A 16,015-nucleotide genomic window follows, 5' to 3' on the forward strand; every position below is an offset into this window, starting at 1 on the left:
TTGGTCAAAATAGTTTTCCAAACTGATTGAGGTTTCTTCGTGTAAGTACATACGTGATATTTTAAATAGAACCTTTGATTCTAAAAATGCAGCTGTATTGAGTTGATTAAAAAAGAGAGCCCAAATCTGATGATTCAAGCTCACTTCAAATTAAAGTCAACATACATTAAAAGTCTTTATTTAAAGGCTAATTCAAATAAATAAACCTATTCAAATGCTGCTTTTACGAGAATGAATGGGGTTATAATTATTTTATTCCACTGGCATCAATACACCTTCTACAATAGCCGCATTAGAATTGATTAAGGCTGCTGTTGCTTTAAGGTTTGCCACCCTGATGCTTTCAATTAAAGCTATACTATCTGCCTCGTCAGAAACCGGCGTTCCTTTTTGAAGGTTGTTGGCGATATTTCTTAACCAAAAGCCGTTTTGGCGTTGGTTTTCGGAAACACCCTTCTTGTAATTGCTTTTTATTTCAGTCAATTCCTCTGCATCGATACTGGTTTCCATCTTTTTTAATTCGGCATAAACAATCTTTAACAAGTCGTCTGCTTTATCAGGATTACAGTTAAAGCTTACGCTTAAATTATAGTTCCCAACAGGTTCCCAGCTTACAGAACCGCCTACTCGAACACCGTAAGACCCCCCTTCTTCCTCTCGTATACGCTCCATATAACGTTTATCAAGAAGTTGAGATAATACATAAAGCTCCAGGTTATTTTTCTTAGAATACTCCATATCGCCGTTAAAACTCACATTGATGGTTGTCTGAGGAGTTTCCATCTCTTTGGTCAAATGAACCGGGGTTTTGCCTTGTGCAGGACGCATATTATGGTCTACAGCTTTTTCTGTTTTTGACGTGGATGGGATGCTTCCTAAATATTTTGTAGCAAGATCAAGTAATTCTTTCTCTTCGAAATCCCCTACAAAAACAAAGGTGAAATCGTTAGCATTAGAAATTCGATCCCGGTATACTTTAGCAGCTCCCGCTAAGCTTACCTCATCTATGAGCTTCTGATCAAAAAGAACGGATCGCTTGCTGTGACCGGTAGATGCAAGTGTAAGCGAGTCTTGAAAAGCACTGGTTACCCGTTTTTCTTTAGCAATTAAATTAGTCGCCAGATTTTGTTTTATAATTTCAAAAGCCTGCTCATCAAAACGAGGAGCGGTAAATTGAAGGTAAATTTGCTTAAACAAAGTTTCCAGGTCTTTAGTTTTACTACTTCCATTAAGACTCTCGCTATAAGCATTTATAGAAGCGCCCACAGAGGTCTCTGTCCCGGCAAGTAATTTTTGAAGCTCAATTTTATTTAAATCCCCAATGCCAGATTGACCTACCAGATAAGAGGCGACAAACGTATTTGGTAATTCTTCTACTGAAAGTAGCGAACTACCCCCAGGACTGAAAGCCGTCATAAATACCTGCTCTTTATCAAAATCTGTAGGGTAAAGTGCCAGTTTTAATCCGTTTGCTAATGTGTATAATTTAGCTTCTATACCTTCGATAGCTTCCGTTTTTGTTACCGGGCTACCTTCAAGAGCTGTATTGATAAGTTTTTTATCTGAGGTGGTTTCTTCAAAAGGAATGCGTTTTTTTGCTTCAACCTGGTCAAGAGCGGTTTCAATTGCTTCCTGATCCGGATAGGTGTTTGTATCAGAACCCACAATACTTACCCCTCTGCCTGTATCACCTTTAAAACGCTTTAGATATTCCAGTATGCTTTCATTGGTTACCCTATCTAAAAGACTTAATTGATAATCTAATTTCCAGGCATAATCAGTTACCGGCTCTTTATTAAAGAAATCCTGATAAATCTCACCTGCATAACTGTCGTTGCTGCGTTTTGCTATGTTTGCTTTTGAAGACTCCAGATTGGTTTTAAAAGCTGCTTTAGCTCTGGCTAATTCGCCCGGCGTTGCACCAAATTCTGCAAAACGGTTATACTCTGTCACTATATATTGAAGTCCGCTAAGTAGACTGTCTTTTTTAGGACGTGCATTCAGACTTAGTACCTCCAGGGGACGCACAAATTGCTGTACTCCAAAACTTACTCCCAACACCGGACAATTCTCTTCTAAAATCAATTCAGAAAAACGATTGTTTAAAATATAGGAAGCAAAGCCCCCCGTAATACCTTCTTTAATTTCCTCAACCACACTTAAATCAAGAGGGGTGCGCTTTACAAAATATTGAAGGGAAGGTTCTCCCAATTCTTTGTCTGTAGAATTGATGTATATAAAATCTGCGGTGATGGGCACATCAAAAACAGGGCGCTCCGGCAGATCTTTTTTTAATGGAATAGCTGAAAATACCTTCTTGATTTTAGCCTCAAGTTCCTTTACATCAACATCGCCAACAACCACTACGGCTTGCTGATCTGGGCGATACCAGCGCTTGTAATAGTCACGCAGTTCATCGTATTCAAAATTATTCACTATATCCATCAGACCAATGGGCATTCTCTTACTATACTTAGAATCTTTTAAATACCCATCGAGCCAGACTTTAGAATTGGCTCGAAAACCTGCTGTATTACGCGACCGCCATTCTTCGTTAATCACACCGCGCTCGTTATCGATTTCAGCATCGGTTAACGATAAATAACCCGACCAGTCATGTAGGATCAATAAAACCGAATCCAGTAATTTTTCATTCGTAACCGGCACCTGATTGATGTTGTAAACCGTCTCATCAAAGCTGGTAAACGCATTGATTTCAGAACCGAATTTCATCCCGTTTTTCTCCAGATATTCCAGCATTTCTTTGTCTTTGAAATTCTGCGTCCCGTTGAAGGCCATATGTTCTAAGAAATGCGCAAGACCCTGCTGGGTGTCGTTTTCTAAAACAGAACCTACATTTTGAGCAAAATAAAAAGAGGCCCGATCTTTAGGCTCCTCGTTATGAAACACATAATAATGCATCCCGTTTTCAAGAACCCCGCTTGCCAAATTTTCAGGTCTTACGGGAGTATCAGATACGTTTTGAGCACTTAGAGATGTGCTTAGAATTATAAAGAAGAGTAATAATCTGGTTGTTATTTTAGTCATTGTTTTTTGATCTTAAGTAATTATAAAAGAGATATTTTAAAGTTCATTTAGCATTACATAAATGGTAAAGAACTTGATTCAAGACTTTTAGATTTTAAAAAAGCTAATGCTTATCAAATTAGCGTAAAGCCTTTTAGTTTTATAAACAGTATTCCTATTAAAGACGATTCTCGAAAGCAAAACCCTTAATGAGCTGGCGATTTATTTTATTTACTATTGAAAAAGACTTTTTTAAGCATAGAACGGAATTTTATTAAATAATTGAGGCTATTTTACACCATGTTTTTTAATCTAGAGTGTGCTTCTCAAAATTTAATTCCTGTAATTTTCAATTCCTTCCTTTAACCAGTTTAAATACGAGTCGATATCAGGATCATAAGCTGTAGGCTCATTGAGGTTTTCTCCATTGTTATCGATCAGCACATAATACGGCTGAGCATTTGCTTTATAATGTTTAATTTGAAAATCACTCCATTTGTTTCCTATAGTCTTAATCTTCTTACCGGTGGTTTCAGAAATATACTGTTCACTTTTGGGCAGGTCTTTTTTGTCGTCTACATAAAGTGAAATCAGTACCAGCTCATCCCGGAGTACCTGCTGAACCTGAGGCTCAGGCCAAACCCGTTCTTCCATCTTGCGGCAGTTTACACAAGCATAGCCCGTGAAATCGAGCATTACCGGCTTGTTCACCTTTTTAGCATGGGCCATTCCGGCTTCATATTCTTTAAACGTAATCAGATCTAAAGGTCCCAATTCTGCATCAGTAGGAAGCTCTATTGAAGTACCTGAAACGCCTTTGGTATTCCCTACCCCATACGGAGACTCGCTATACTGCGATGGGGGCGGAAAACCACTGATCCATTGCAGAGGTGCTCCCCAAAGACCGGGAATCATATACACTACAAATGCCAAAACAAATAATCCCAAACCGAGTCTTCCCACAGATATATGTGGCAATGGACTATCGTGTGGTAGCGTGATTTTTCCGAAGAGATAAAGCACCAGACCTCCAAAAATGGCAATCCAGATCGCCAAAAATGTCTCGCGTTCCAATAGATGTAATTGCAACACCAAATCGGCATTACTTAAAAATTTAAAGGCAAATGCTAATTCCAGAAATCCTAAAACCACCTTTACTGTATTGAGCCAGCCGCCCGATTTAGGCAAAGAATTTAACCAACCTGGAAAGGCGGCAAACAAAGCAAATGGCAATGCAATCGCAAGAGAAAAGCCCAGCATACCCATAATAGGCCCTATGTGACCTCCACCCGAGGCAGCCTGTACAAGCAGAGTACCTACTATAGGTCCTGTACAGGAAAAAGAGACAATCGCCAGAGCTAGTGCCATAAAAAAGATCCCAATAAACCCGCCTTTATCAGCTTGAGAATCTACTTTGTTAGCCCATTTATTGGGCAACATAATTTCAAATGCACCCATAAATGATGCGGCAAAAACAATCAACAGTATAAAGAAAACCACATTGAACCATACGTTGGTAGACAAGGCATTTAAAGCATCTGCGCCAAAAACTACACTTACCAAAACCCCTAACAATACATAAATTACAATGATGGAGGTTCCATAAATTATTGCGTTTTTTATACCCGCTATACGTGTTTTGCTTTGTTTGGTAAAAAAACTTACCGTCATAGGTATCATGGGAAATACGCAAGGCGTTAAAAGAGCGGCAAAACCTGAAAAAAAGGCAATAATGAATATAGACCAAAGCCCCAGTTTGCTATCATTATCCGCTTTATTTGCTGAGCTTTCTGTAGCCAGCACCTGCGAACTCGTATCTGATTTAGTGACTGTATCTGCAATTTCAAAGGTCAAATTCACTTCAGTCGGAGGCAGGTATTGATCAGTATCGCTTACTGCAAACTCTAAAAAAGCATCAATACGATCAATAGATTCTTTGATAGTGATTGTTTGGCGAAACTCAGCTTGCCCCTTAAAAACAGGGATATCCATATCAAAGACAGGATCATTAACAACCCTTCCTTTCTCTTCTATGGTATTGCCTACGATGACGAATTTTCCGTTACTATCATCATATATAAAAGTTGTTGGTGTGGGACCTCCTTCAAGTACATTCTGAGCATAGAGGTACCATCCTTCATCTATTGTAGCTTTGGTTATCAGCTCATAATCGGTTTCTGAAATCTTTTCTACCGATGTCTCCCATTTTACGTGATTTACCACTTGAGCCTGAGCTGATATGGTCGCGGCTAGAACTGCTAATACTAAAAACAATTTCTTCAATGTACCCTGATTTATTTTAGCGTAAATACTAAATCTATTTCCGTTGGTGGCAGGCACCTGGTGTCATCACAAACCATGAACTCAACCTTTCCGTTAATAGATAAAGGCGTTTCATTTTTTAGTCTTACGGTTTGTCTAAAGGTGGCCTTGTTTTCAAAATATTTAATCTGCATTTCAAAAACGGGATCATTGACCGTTAGACCTTTATCTTCTGAGGTGTTTCCTTTCTTGAGAAAACTGCCGTTGTTTATAAAGGTAAATACGGTTGGTACAGGACCATCTTCAGGAACATTTTGGGAATAGAGGTGCCAATGAGGCTCTATGATTGCCGTGGCTACCAAGACATACTCCTTATTTGAAACTTTTTCTACCGAGGTTGACCACTTAACTGGTTCCAATATTTGAGACTGTACAGCCCCAAAGAAAAATAAAGCGAAAGCTAAAATCGTATATTTCATAATCAATTATTAATTAAGCATGAGTCCATTTTATAGAATCGAGTAAATGAATACTCTATTTATAAGTGGCCCATTATTATTTCATTTGATTGTTTTAGGGTGTTTTGATTTGTGCAGCTTCCTTAGCCATAGCAATCATTGCTGAAATTTCAGCGACTGCCGAATTTTCACCACCGGAGAATCCCGCGATGCGAAAACGTATTTGGCCGTTAGGATCTATAATCACCTTCGTAGGTATGGCATTAACTTCAAAAGCTACCGCCATAGGATTAAGCCTGGTTTCCTTATTTTGATAATCCATATACAACGGGAAGTCATAATCATTTTTGTCTAAATACTCTTGTGCTGCGGCCAAAGGAGCCTCATCCCTTTCAAAGGTGTGTACAAACAAAAACTGGACATCAAGATCTTTCTCGTATTTTTTAAGAGCTTTTTTCATAGCAGGAAATGATTTTTTGCAAGGACCACACCAGGTTGCCCAAAAGTCTATTACCAATACCTTGCCCATCAAATCCTCTGATGTTAAGGTATTTCCTTCACTGTCTGTCACCTTATAGGAGGGCGCTTTAGTATCTATAAATATTTTATCGAGATGCGTCTTAATACTATCAATCATTTTCGCTTCAATGGCTCCTAAAAATTTTTCGTAACCATTTTCATTCACCTTCTCATAGGACTTTTTAAGATACTCCATCACCAGGTCATCAGACTGGCCTTTTTTTACTGTGCTGGTTAAAATTGGTAATGCCTTATCATAATTACCGTTGTCTGCCTGTATTATGGCGTAACTGTTCAATAAGTTGTTACCTCTTCTTTCGTTCAAATCGTAAGCCCTCTGAATGATCTCTAAAGCAGCAGCATTGTCTCCGGCTTCCCGTTTATTCCACGCACGTTTCAATTGTAAACCAACAACTGTGCTTTTTATTTGTTCGGCACGCCTAATTCGGTCTGTAGCTTCGGCTATTTCATTCTTTAAAAACTCTTCTGGATCTTCACCGTTTTTTTTCATTACTTCTGCCACATAGCCTGTAGCTAAATAGCGATACATATCATCACTCTGAAAATTAGCATACCATTTTTTAGATTTTTCAAGATTTTCTGCTTGTGCATAAGAGGCAACGACGTCATAATAATACATCCCCACATCACTCTTTTTATTGGGAAAACGCTTTATCATTTTTACTAGAAGTGCTTCCTTAGCTTTAGGATTTTTTTCACCAACCAAGGTATTCCCCGCACGAACGAATGAAAACCTTCCTTTAGGATATTTAGTAATAGCTTCTTCTACCAGAGCTTCTGCTTTAGCCCTTTGATTTTTTCGGTCATAATATTGAACAGCCAGTAAGTAGCCCTCTTCATCGTTACTTTTTAACATTTTGCTGATTTCCTTTTCAACAGCAATGGAATCTTTTGTATTTAATAAAGCCTGCAGGCGTGGATTGCCACCATAATTTTGAGCAAGCCCTTTATAGCAATACAGTAGCAGAAGGCATATTAAAACAGTATATCTTATAATTTTTTTCATAATATATTTTTATATGGAATAGTCGATTCAACCAGGTGTTAGAACCTGGCTCAATAAGGTATTGTGGGGTTTAAAAATTAAACCCCACAATACGAGTTAGGAATAATTAGTATCCAGGATTTTGATCCCCTGCGTTGATGTTCGGATTGAGGTTGATATCTGTAGGAATGGCCTTTTTAAACTTGAAAATCTATTCTTCCAAAAAATCCTGAGCATTTGAACTCTTAAAGAGTAATGCTTGAAATAAGAATTAGAATGATTTTGCCGAACTACTTATCAAAGATTTCAGCTAATTTTTGATGCAGTCCTTCTTCCCGTAAATTTGTGGACACGATCACCCCATCTGGATCAATTAAAAAATTCTGAGGTATAGCAGAAACAGAATAATCCTCAGCAGCTTGATTTTTGAAGCCTTTTAAATCTGAAACATGTTCCCAGGGAAGACCGTCTTTATCAATGGCCTTCTCCCAAAGATCCCGCTTATCATCTAAGGAAATTGCTAAAATCTCAAGGCCTTTGTCGTGATAGGTATTATAGGCTTTTAAAACATTAGGATTTTCCTTGCGACAGGGTCCGCACCAGCTTGCCCAAAAATCTACTAACACATATTTGCCTTTATAATCTTCAAGGCCTATTTTTTTTCCTTCCAGATCAACCTGATTTTTAATAGCTGGAGCGATACTGCCTATAGCTACGGCTTTATAACCTTCTAAGGCTTCAGCAAGTTCAACTCCATAATAGGAATCCTTGACCGAAGGCTCAAGCAGGTCATACAACTCCTGAGCCTTTTCCGGATCTGGATATTGAATATAGCGCTCTTTAATAATAATTGGAGCAGCCAGGCTGGTGTTGTTTTTGGAAACATACAATTTACTCAAGCTATCGCTGAGCATACCAAGATCCTCAAATTGTTTATCTATCATCGTACGCTCATCTTTAGACAGTTCACGTTTTCCACCTTGGTTGAGTGAGTCCAGTAAACCATAAACTGGTCGAGCTTTGAGACGAACCTGATTAAAATAATTATCGTAATAGTCCTGATATTCAGCATTTACTATTGCCCCGGTTATTTTTCCTGTATATAAAGAATCTTTTACCGCCTTTATCGTAATGTCATCATTGGACAAAATAAAATACAGTGGCCGCTCTAATGTATCTGCTGTTTTTAGGGAGTACCACTTAGCAGCGTCTACTCTACCAGTAAAGGAAAAATAACCTTCTTGCAGTTCTACAGAATCTAACTTTGGGTCTGTTCCTTCGGGAGCATTAAGCTCTTTCAGGTAGACCATACCAGAAGATTTATCCTTAATGATTCCCGATATTTTGAACTGCTCCGTGGCTTCAGGTTTTTCTTCTGAACCTGTATTCTTACATTGTACTGCTGTCAATACAGCCAAGCACATTAAAGCTTTAATAGTATGTCTCATTATAAATGTCTTATAGTTCTTTTTAATTAGTACTTAAATGCACCTGTTTTTAAGTTTTCTAGTGGCTCAGGTACGTTAGGAACTGATATGGCAGTCTTTCTCTCTTTAAATTAGATGGAAGTGCTTCGAATCTAAATCTTTTCCGTGCCACATCCTTTGAGCGATGATGGTATGCTCAATCAACTTCTTTAATTTTTATAGGCCAGATCGATTATCTTACCAAAACCCTCATATTCATTTGAAATAGACATTTCACCAGTACCAGACAATGCAAGTTTGTAGACTCGACCTTCACTATTGTCCCAAGTGGTTACTAACATTACCGTAGGATCTAAGGAACTTATTTCCATTGCAGTTACGCTTTCCCCACCAGGCAGTGAGAAAGGGCTTCCTATAATAAGACCTGATGGAATATCATAAAGGTAAATTGTATTACCTGCACTATAATACACGCGATCTAGTGTCTTGGACGTTTCAAAGGCCGTATGATCTGCTATTTCCGGGGCCTCATCCATAACCCGGTAGCTTCTTGCAGGGTCTGCCTGATCCCCTTGAATCTGAAGCATAAAGTATTCATCACTATCATCCTTCATTATAGCATTTATGAGGTTTTCTGTATTTCCTATTTCCATATAAACCATATCAAGACCTACATTATTCATATCGAACGGAGCATCATCCGGGGCTGGAGGAAAATTTTTCAGGGTTGGGGACAGCGCAATTGACAGATATACAAAATATTGTCCTTGTTCATCGTAAATTACAGCCGGATATGGTCCATCATAGGGATTTGAACCCTGTGCAACAAAGGGAGCTGCGTGATAATCATCTCCTACTATCGGAAATGCCATAGCAGCGCCATACTTTGTCTCCCCGGGAAACCCTCCACGAACCTGAATATGGACTTTACCATTGTTAATAACCCAACCATTAATTGCGTCATGCCAGGCGTGATATTCAGGTCTAAATGGGACCGGTGTCTCCCAAAAAAGATCTTGTAAATCAAAGACTTTGAGAAGTTCATTATAGTCTAATCTTACCCCGCTGGACTCTGATAGAATCACAATTTCATCTACCCCATAAGAAAAATTGGTTACTACCAGCTGCCGTAATGGGGTTTCTAAAGGAGCATCTGGATTGATACTTGAATAAATATTACGGAAAATGTTACCGTCGGGAAGGATTATTGACAGATCACCCATCTCGTTCTTCTCTTCCAAAAGTAACCAGCCCTCACTAAACTGATTTTGTACCGTGATAAAGAATTGACCTGTAGCGGTTACTCCCGCATTGTCATCAGTTACCCGTAAAACAATTTTCCAATCCCCAGTTGTGAGATTGACCTGATACTGCAAATCCCGTTCTCTGGAAATGGTGGCCACTACAGAATCTATGGGAGCATTGAGATACTGTTCATCGGTACGAAGGGTCCACTCATAAGACAAATTGCTCTCGCCAGACTGTTGACTTTGCGAAATTGAAGGAGTAATTTCCAAGGTCTCAAATTGAAGTATTGTAGAAGGAGCTTCACTCTCTTCCACATTTACCTGAACCTCATTAAAATTAGCATTGTCATAAATATTATCATTTTCCATTTCACAACTGGAAAAAAGCCAGATAAAAAGCCCAAAAAGGCAAAGTCCATAGAATCGTTTCATATGTTTAGTTCTTTTTGTTAATTATTAGTTGGTGATGAATTAATTAGGAAACGAAACCCGGTTTCCGTTTTCATCTAACATTGGTCCGTTTTCCGCTTCATATTCCGCAAGAGCAACAAGCATCTTTTGCTGAAAAGACATCATTTCAGAAATGAATGATCCTGTCCCCATGGTAATAGATACGGTCCCCAACGTCTGCACCATAAATTCGTGTTTCCTTTTTGAATAAGCCCCGTAAAAGACATCTGTAAGCCCACCTGTCCAATCTGAAGGACGGGTCAATTGATCTGTTACTGTTATGATATGCTGTAGATTATCAGTATACCCAACATTAAAATATTCGGAACTCTTAAGTGTGAAATAAATTTTCTTTTCACTCTCCTTGAGGTCTTCAGTCCTGTACAGGTATAATGGGACATATACCTCGTAGGCATCGGCAGGCATTACAATGGAATTCGGCAAATCAAAATGCTTCCCTTCTACAGCCGTTGAGGAATCTTCGACAGTAAGGTTAATCTCCCGGTCAAAAGAGGCAGCAGTTCCCATCACCCGGATTCTAAGCTCCTCTTCTAAGGTATCTTTGACTACAGATTCTGGATAAACAACAAAAGAGTAATTGAGACTATCCAGATATTCATTACCGGCCAGTTTATAAAAGTATACACCTGGCTTTTCAAGATCAAACATCAGCTCTTCGCTTTCGGAGCAAGAGATTGCTAACAGTCCCACAAGGGTGAGAGCGCTTAACATTAAAGAATATATTTTCCTGTTCATTTTTAAATTTTTAAAGTTGATAATTGATTAGGCATTAACCTCCAAACTCGATTTCCCGCACAGGAATAGGCAATACGTATTCTGCATCGGTTATGGGAGATATCTGGGAATCAATTATATTTTGAGCACCTGTACGCTTGTAATAATAAAAGAGTTGGCCTTCACTGTAAAACTCCTTTCTATATTCTTTGAAAATTTCGTTTTGTAAAACTTCTGCATCAATAGTATCAGGAAGTTCAGGAATAAAGCGTTCCGGTCTCACTTTGTTTAGGAATCCTACTGCAGCCTGAGTATTGGTGGCAGTTTCTGCAGCTATATAATACATTTCGCTCAGGCGTACTATAGGAACCAGATTCTTTAGGAGTGGAGATAATTCATCGTTCTGCCAAAATTTGGCGTGAACCAAAAACGACTGACTAAACTGCCATAACTTATCATAACGCGGATCACTACTATAACCCTGTGAAACCTCATAAACATTTTTTACCTTGTTTTCCTCAACCAACAATTTTGTATCTGTTGATCCTGATTCACTACTGCTAAATCTGAAGTATTCATCTGAGGTATCTCTTAGATCGTATACACTTAATGAAAATACATGTTCATAAGAGAAGGTGCGGTCATTGAATTCTCCTGTCGTATTTAATTCTGCCTGAGACATAAACCTGAAATACCCACTGTCTATAACCTCATTTGCATATAAAAATGCCTGGGATTGATCTCCTTCATAGAGATATAAACGGGCAAGCAACCCCTTGACTGCCCAAAGATTCATACGATTTTGTCTAAAGGCTAAAAAATTATCAGTCCCTCCTAAACTTCCTTGCGGATTTCGGATTTTATCCATTTCGGGATAAGGTGCAAGCAAAGCCTCTGCCTCTTTAAAGTCTGTCTCGCATTTCTTAAGAATTTCCTCAATACTTAATCTGGCTTCGTTTTTAACTGAAAACTCATCTCTATAAGGTATCGTCGCAGCACCGCTAGAAGTTATGGGAGCTTGGCCAAATAAGCGCACCAGATCAAAATGTAAAAAAGCACGTAACCCCAGAGCCTCACCTTTTACGGTACTATAAAGTTGATCAGAAGAAAAAACGTTACGGTCTGCATCTATATTCTCTAAAATAAAATTGATCTGGGCGATAGCGGTATACATAGAACTCCAGATATCATAAATTCTGGACTCCACTGCATTGTCTTCATATCTATAAAGACCAGCATTATAAAACATATGGCTTGAAGATCTGGTATTGTATTGTTGAGCCAAAACATCTACGAAACCCATTGTAAGGTTATCTCCATACAATGATTTATCTGAAACCATTTGATAAACTCCATAAAGTGCATCTTTATAACCTTGTTCATCTTCAAATAATTCAACTTCCTTAACCTCAGAAGCCGGGTTTACGTCTAAATAATCTTCACAAGAAGTGAAAAGAAAAATGGCCATAATTAGGGGCGTGATTCTGAGCTGTACTATGCTGAATGATCTAAACATACTTATTGTTTTTTTCATAATTAGAATGAGGTTTGAAGTTGAAGTGTAAAGGAGCGACTGTAGGGATAATCAAGTCCTCGCTCCCTTCTTACGGAAGAAAGAAAGAAAACATCGCTGGTATACAAGGTGATTTTAGTATTCTGTACTCCAAGCGTTTTATTCAGCTTTTCAGAAAACCTATAGTAGAGTGCAGCATTATTGAGACTTAGCCAATTGTAATCCTGTACAAACCGGGTACTGGCATAAGTGGTAGAATTAATTGTGAATCCTTCTGGGTCAATAACACCTTTAAAAAAAGTCTGATCTCCAGGTTGTCTCCAACGGTCATTAAATACCCGCTGATCTACATTAAAATTAAGATCTGCTCCTTCAACACGTTCCACTAATGTTTGATTGTAAGTTTGTCCACCCAGTCTGTAACCAAAATAGAGATTAAGCCCAATCCCCTGGTATTCCATACTGGTACCAAAAGTACCTTCAATATCTGACCTGCTATCGCCCGCGACGATTTGATTTGCAGGATCATAAACTGTAGTATACCTGCCATCACGGGTGAGAAAAGCTTCTCTTCCCGTTGAAGGGTCAATACCTAAAGAAGGTACGGCCCAGATTGCAGTGGTAGATCTACCCTCTACATATCTGGGCAATGGGGTTGTTGACAAAGCGTTTGCATTAGCCTCGTTAGCTTCTTCTAAAGCATTAGAAATTTTCTCAATAGTCCCATTAACATGAAAAGCATTTAAAAATAGGGAGATCTGGTTTCGGGAATTGGGATCACTTAAAAGAGTATACCTGGTTTTGAGCTCCCATCCTTTATTGACAACGTCCCCTATATTCTCACTATACGTACTAAAACCGGTAGAAGGGGCTGTAGTAACACTAATGACGCTACCTTGTGTTTTTTCAGAAAAGTAGTCTAATGTAACACTTAGTTTTCTGTTGAAGAATTCCATATCCATACCAAAATTGCTCTTAATGGTACGTTGCCATTTTAAATCGTCATTTCCATAACCCAACAGGTAGGTACCAATATTATACCGATAGTCTCTGTCTGTATAATATTTGCTCGTAGTAATCCCCATATAACTGGGAAAGTTTTGAGAACCTGTATATCCATAAGAATAACGTAACTTCAAACGGTCTACTGATTTTACCGCTTCCATAAAGGCTTCTTCGTGCACATTCCATCCCGCACCTAAAGACCAAAATGGCGCAAATCGTTTATTACTCCCGAATTGGGATGAACCGTCATACCTGTAAGATGCATCAGCAAAATACCTGTTATCGTAAGCGTAGCCTCCATTGGCAAAATAACCAGCTGTACGGCTAATGCTTTCGTCACCCGTAGGGCTAAGACCTTCCGGATACCTATTACCGGCAAGTAATTGATCCAGACGTGAATTGGGAAACCCCTGAACTGTAATTAATTCTTCTGAAAATTTATTTTCAATAATGTTCATACCTACCGAACCATACAAAACATGTTCTTCATAGGATTTGTTTACATTTCCTATCAACGAACCATCCATTCGGGTCATCCTTCCATAGCCTTTTAGATACGAACCACGTTCATAAAAACGCTCCAAAGGTATCGTTGCAAAATCGGTATGTTGCGCAGGTTTAAAATTATCACTCTCATCATTTTGAACCTGATACGAGAATCTTCCTGTAAACCTTAGCCAGTCAAGAGCCTTCCATTCGGCTACAAAATTATTAGAGAAGTTTCGGTATTTGCTTTCATCAACCGTATTAAGTGTCGTATTATATACTGGGTTTATTTGTGAATTCAAAAAAACATCCCGATTGGGAGACCTTACGTTTTCTAAAAAAAACTTGGTTTCTCCAAATTCATCATAAGGAGCCCAATATGGATTCATAAGTGCATAATTGCGAAAAGAACCATAAGGAGAGTTGACAGCCTTATTGAAAATAAAAACCAGTTCGTTACGAAAGCGCACATCTTTTACCCGATAAGAGAGATAACTGTTAACGGAAAGGTTTTCCCGACTAGAGCCTTTCATCGCACCAGTATTTTCCTGATAATTTAAACCCAGACCATAAAGCACGTTATCTGAAGAGCCACCATCTATATAAACATTTTGTTGGGTACCTATACCGTTACGTACCGGTATTTTTAGCCAATCGGTATCGACTCCACTTCTGGCTGAGGCCAGGCGTTGATTGTATAAGAAGTCATTCTCTTCCCTGAAAAATGGAAAGTTTGAACGGTAAATTCCCGCTGCTTGCTCTATTTCGAGCTTCTGTTCTGCATTTAGCAGATCATAACTACCAAGGTCAGGATTTTCCCAGGTAACGCCACCGGTATAACTTACTCTAAAAGTCCCACCTTTTGGAACGATGGTCTCAATGACCACAATACCATTAGCTGCCCGAGAACCATAAAGAGCCGTTGCGGCAGCGTCTTTAAGGATGGTCACACTTTTTATGCGGTTCATGTTGATGTCATTGATGCGTTGCAAGTTCACCTCAAACCCGTTTAAAATAAAAAGTGGGACATTAGGATCATTATTGTAATTAAAAACATCTCCATTGTTTGCTCTGGTTAAATCAGGAAGGCTATTACCACCTCTTATGACCACACTAGGAGTAACATTAGGGTCAGAGCCCAAATTGATATTTTCAGTAAGCTGAAAAGAAGGCTCCAGTACCTGAATAGCAGCCAACACGTTGTCATTGTTTACACCCTGCAATTGCTCCTGAGAAATAGATACGGCTGAACCGGTATACGTCTTTTCCGATCGTTCAAACAAGCCCGTTATTACTACCTCTTCAAGGCTTTCAACACTAGGCTGAAGAACGACATTTAGTAATTTCCTATCGTCTACTGCAACTTCTTGATCTTTAAACCCAAAAAATGAGAATTTTAAGATTGCATCGGTCTCCACCTTCAGCGTATAAAGCCCATCCAAATCGGTCATGGTTCCTTTAGAGCTACCTTGAACAGTTATGTTGGCACCTGGTAGAGGCACACCATCCTGATCTGTAACTTTTCCGGTAACATCTATCAGGTTTTGATTTGTAGGAGCGTCCTTAATTACGGGCCTTATTATAATGGTGTTGCCTTCCGATAATGAAAACTCGATGTTGTTATTTGGAATAGATGTTTTCAAAAGTTCAGACACTTTCGTTTTTCCTTTATGAATTTTGACCGAAGGGTAATCCTTAAACATATCAGATTGATAGAGGAATACAATATCGGTTTGCTTCATAATTAATTTAAAAACCTCATCTACTGAAACTATTTTGTCTTCATCAATAATAATCTGAGCATCTTGAGAAAGAGCAGAGTTGGGTGTAAAAGCAGAAACAGTAATACAAAAGAAGAAAATGAAAGCTTTCATAAGAAC

Annotated in this window: 9 protein-coding genes; all 9 read right to left on the reverse strand. The window is 38.7% G+C overall.

The annotated features are described in order from the left end of the window. Positions 1-252: 252 nt before the first annotated feature. Positions 253-3,048, reverse strand: a complete 2,796-nt coding sequence (locus DSM03_RS17040; protein ID WP_128762835.1) for a M16 family metallopeptidase — start codon at positions 3,046-3,048, stop codon at positions 253-255. A 312-nt stretch (positions 3,049-3,360) separates the two neighbouring features. Further along, a complete protein-coding gene (locus tag DSM03_RS17045; protein WP_128762836.1) occupies positions 3,361-5,310 on the reverse strand; it encodes a protein-disulfide reductase DsbD family protein in 1,950 nt (649 codons plus the stop codon). Positions 5,311-5,321: 11 nt separating this feature from the next. Then, on the reverse strand, positions 5,322-5,768 hold the full coding sequence (locus DSM03_RS17050; RefSeq protein ID WP_128762837.1) for a protein-disulfide reductase DsbD domain-containing protein: 447 nt from the start codon (positions 5,766-5,768) through the stop codon (positions 5,322-5,324). A gap of 94 nt (positions 5,769-5,862) precedes the next feature. Beyond that, a complete protein-coding gene (locus DSM03_RS17055) occupies positions 5,863-7,293 on the reverse strand; it encodes a redoxin domain-containing protein (RefSeq protein ID WP_128762838.1) in 1,431 nt (476 codons plus the stop codon). 269 nt (positions 7,294-7,562) lie between these two features. Next, on the reverse strand, positions 7,563-8,720 hold the full coding sequence (locus tag DSM03_RS17060) for a TlpA disulfide reductase family protein (RefSeq protein ID WP_128762839.1): 1,158 nt from the start codon (positions 8,718-8,720) through the stop codon (positions 7,563-7,565). 188 nt (positions 8,721-8,908) lie between these two features. Further along, entirely contained in the window at positions 8,909-10,378 is a 1,470-nt protein-coding gene (locus DSM03_RS17065; RefSeq protein ID WP_128762840.1) for a PKD-like family lipoprotein, read from the reverse strand. Positions 10,379-10,417: 39 nt separating this feature from the next. Further along, entirely contained in the window at positions 10,418-11,152 is a 735-nt protein-coding gene (locus DSM03_RS17070) for a DUF4843 domain-containing protein (protein ID WP_128762841.1), read from the reverse strand. A gap of 34 nt (positions 11,153-11,186) precedes the next feature. Then, entirely contained in the window at positions 11,187-12,665 is a 1,479-nt protein-coding gene (locus tag DSM03_RS17075; protein WP_128762842.1) for a RagB/SusD family nutrient uptake outer membrane protein, read from the reverse strand. 2 nt (positions 12,666-12,667) lie between these two features. Continuing rightward, complete coding sequence (locus tag DSM03_RS17080) at positions 12,668-16,009, reverse strand: SusC/RagA family TonB-linked outer membrane protein (RefSeq protein WP_161567117.1); 3,342 nt, start codon at positions 16,007-16,009, stop codon at positions 12,668-12,670. Positions 16,010-16,015 lie beyond the last annotated feature (6 nt).

The organism is Leeuwenhoekiella aestuarii (genome assembly GCF_004104055.1).
Lineage (GTDB): Bacteria > Bacteroidota > Bacteroidia > Flavobacteriales > Flavobacteriaceae > Leeuwenhoekiella > Leeuwenhoekiella aestuarii.

Excerpts from the sequence above, each read along its gene's own strand:
- DSM03_RS17050 (WP_128762837.1), bottom strand. The coding sequence starts at position 5,768 with ATGAAATATACGATTTTAGCTTTCGCTTTATTTTTCTTTGGGGCTGTA.
- DSM03_RS17055 (WP_128762838.1), bottom strand. The coding sequence starts at position 7,293 with ATGAAAAAAATTATAAGATATACTGTTTTAATATGCCTTCTGCTACTG.
- DSM03_RS17060 (WP_128762839.1), bottom strand. The coding sequence starts at position 8,720 with ATGAGACATACTATTAAAGCTTTAATGTGCTTGGCTGTATTGACAGCA.
- DSM03_RS17065 (WP_128762840.1), bottom strand. The coding sequence starts at position 10,378 with ATGAAACGATTCTATGGACTTTGCCTTTTTGGGCTTTTTATCTGGCTT.
- DSM03_RS17075 (WP_128762842.1), bottom strand. The coding sequence starts at position 12,665 with ATGAAAAAAACAATAAGTATGTTTAGATCATTCAGCATAGTACAGCTC.
- DSM03_RS17040 (WP_128762835.1), bottom strand. The coding sequence starts at position 3,048 with ATGACTAAAATAACAACCAGATTATTACTCTTCTTTATAATTCTAAGC.
- DSM03_RS17070 (WP_128762841.1), bottom strand. The coding sequence starts at position 11,152 with ATGAACAGGAAAATATATTCTTTAATGTTAAGCGCTCTCACCCTTGTG.
- DSM03_RS17080 (WP_161567117.1), bottom strand. The coding sequence starts at position 16,009 with ATGAAAGCTTTCATTTTCTTCTTTTGTATTACTGTTTCTGCTTTTACA.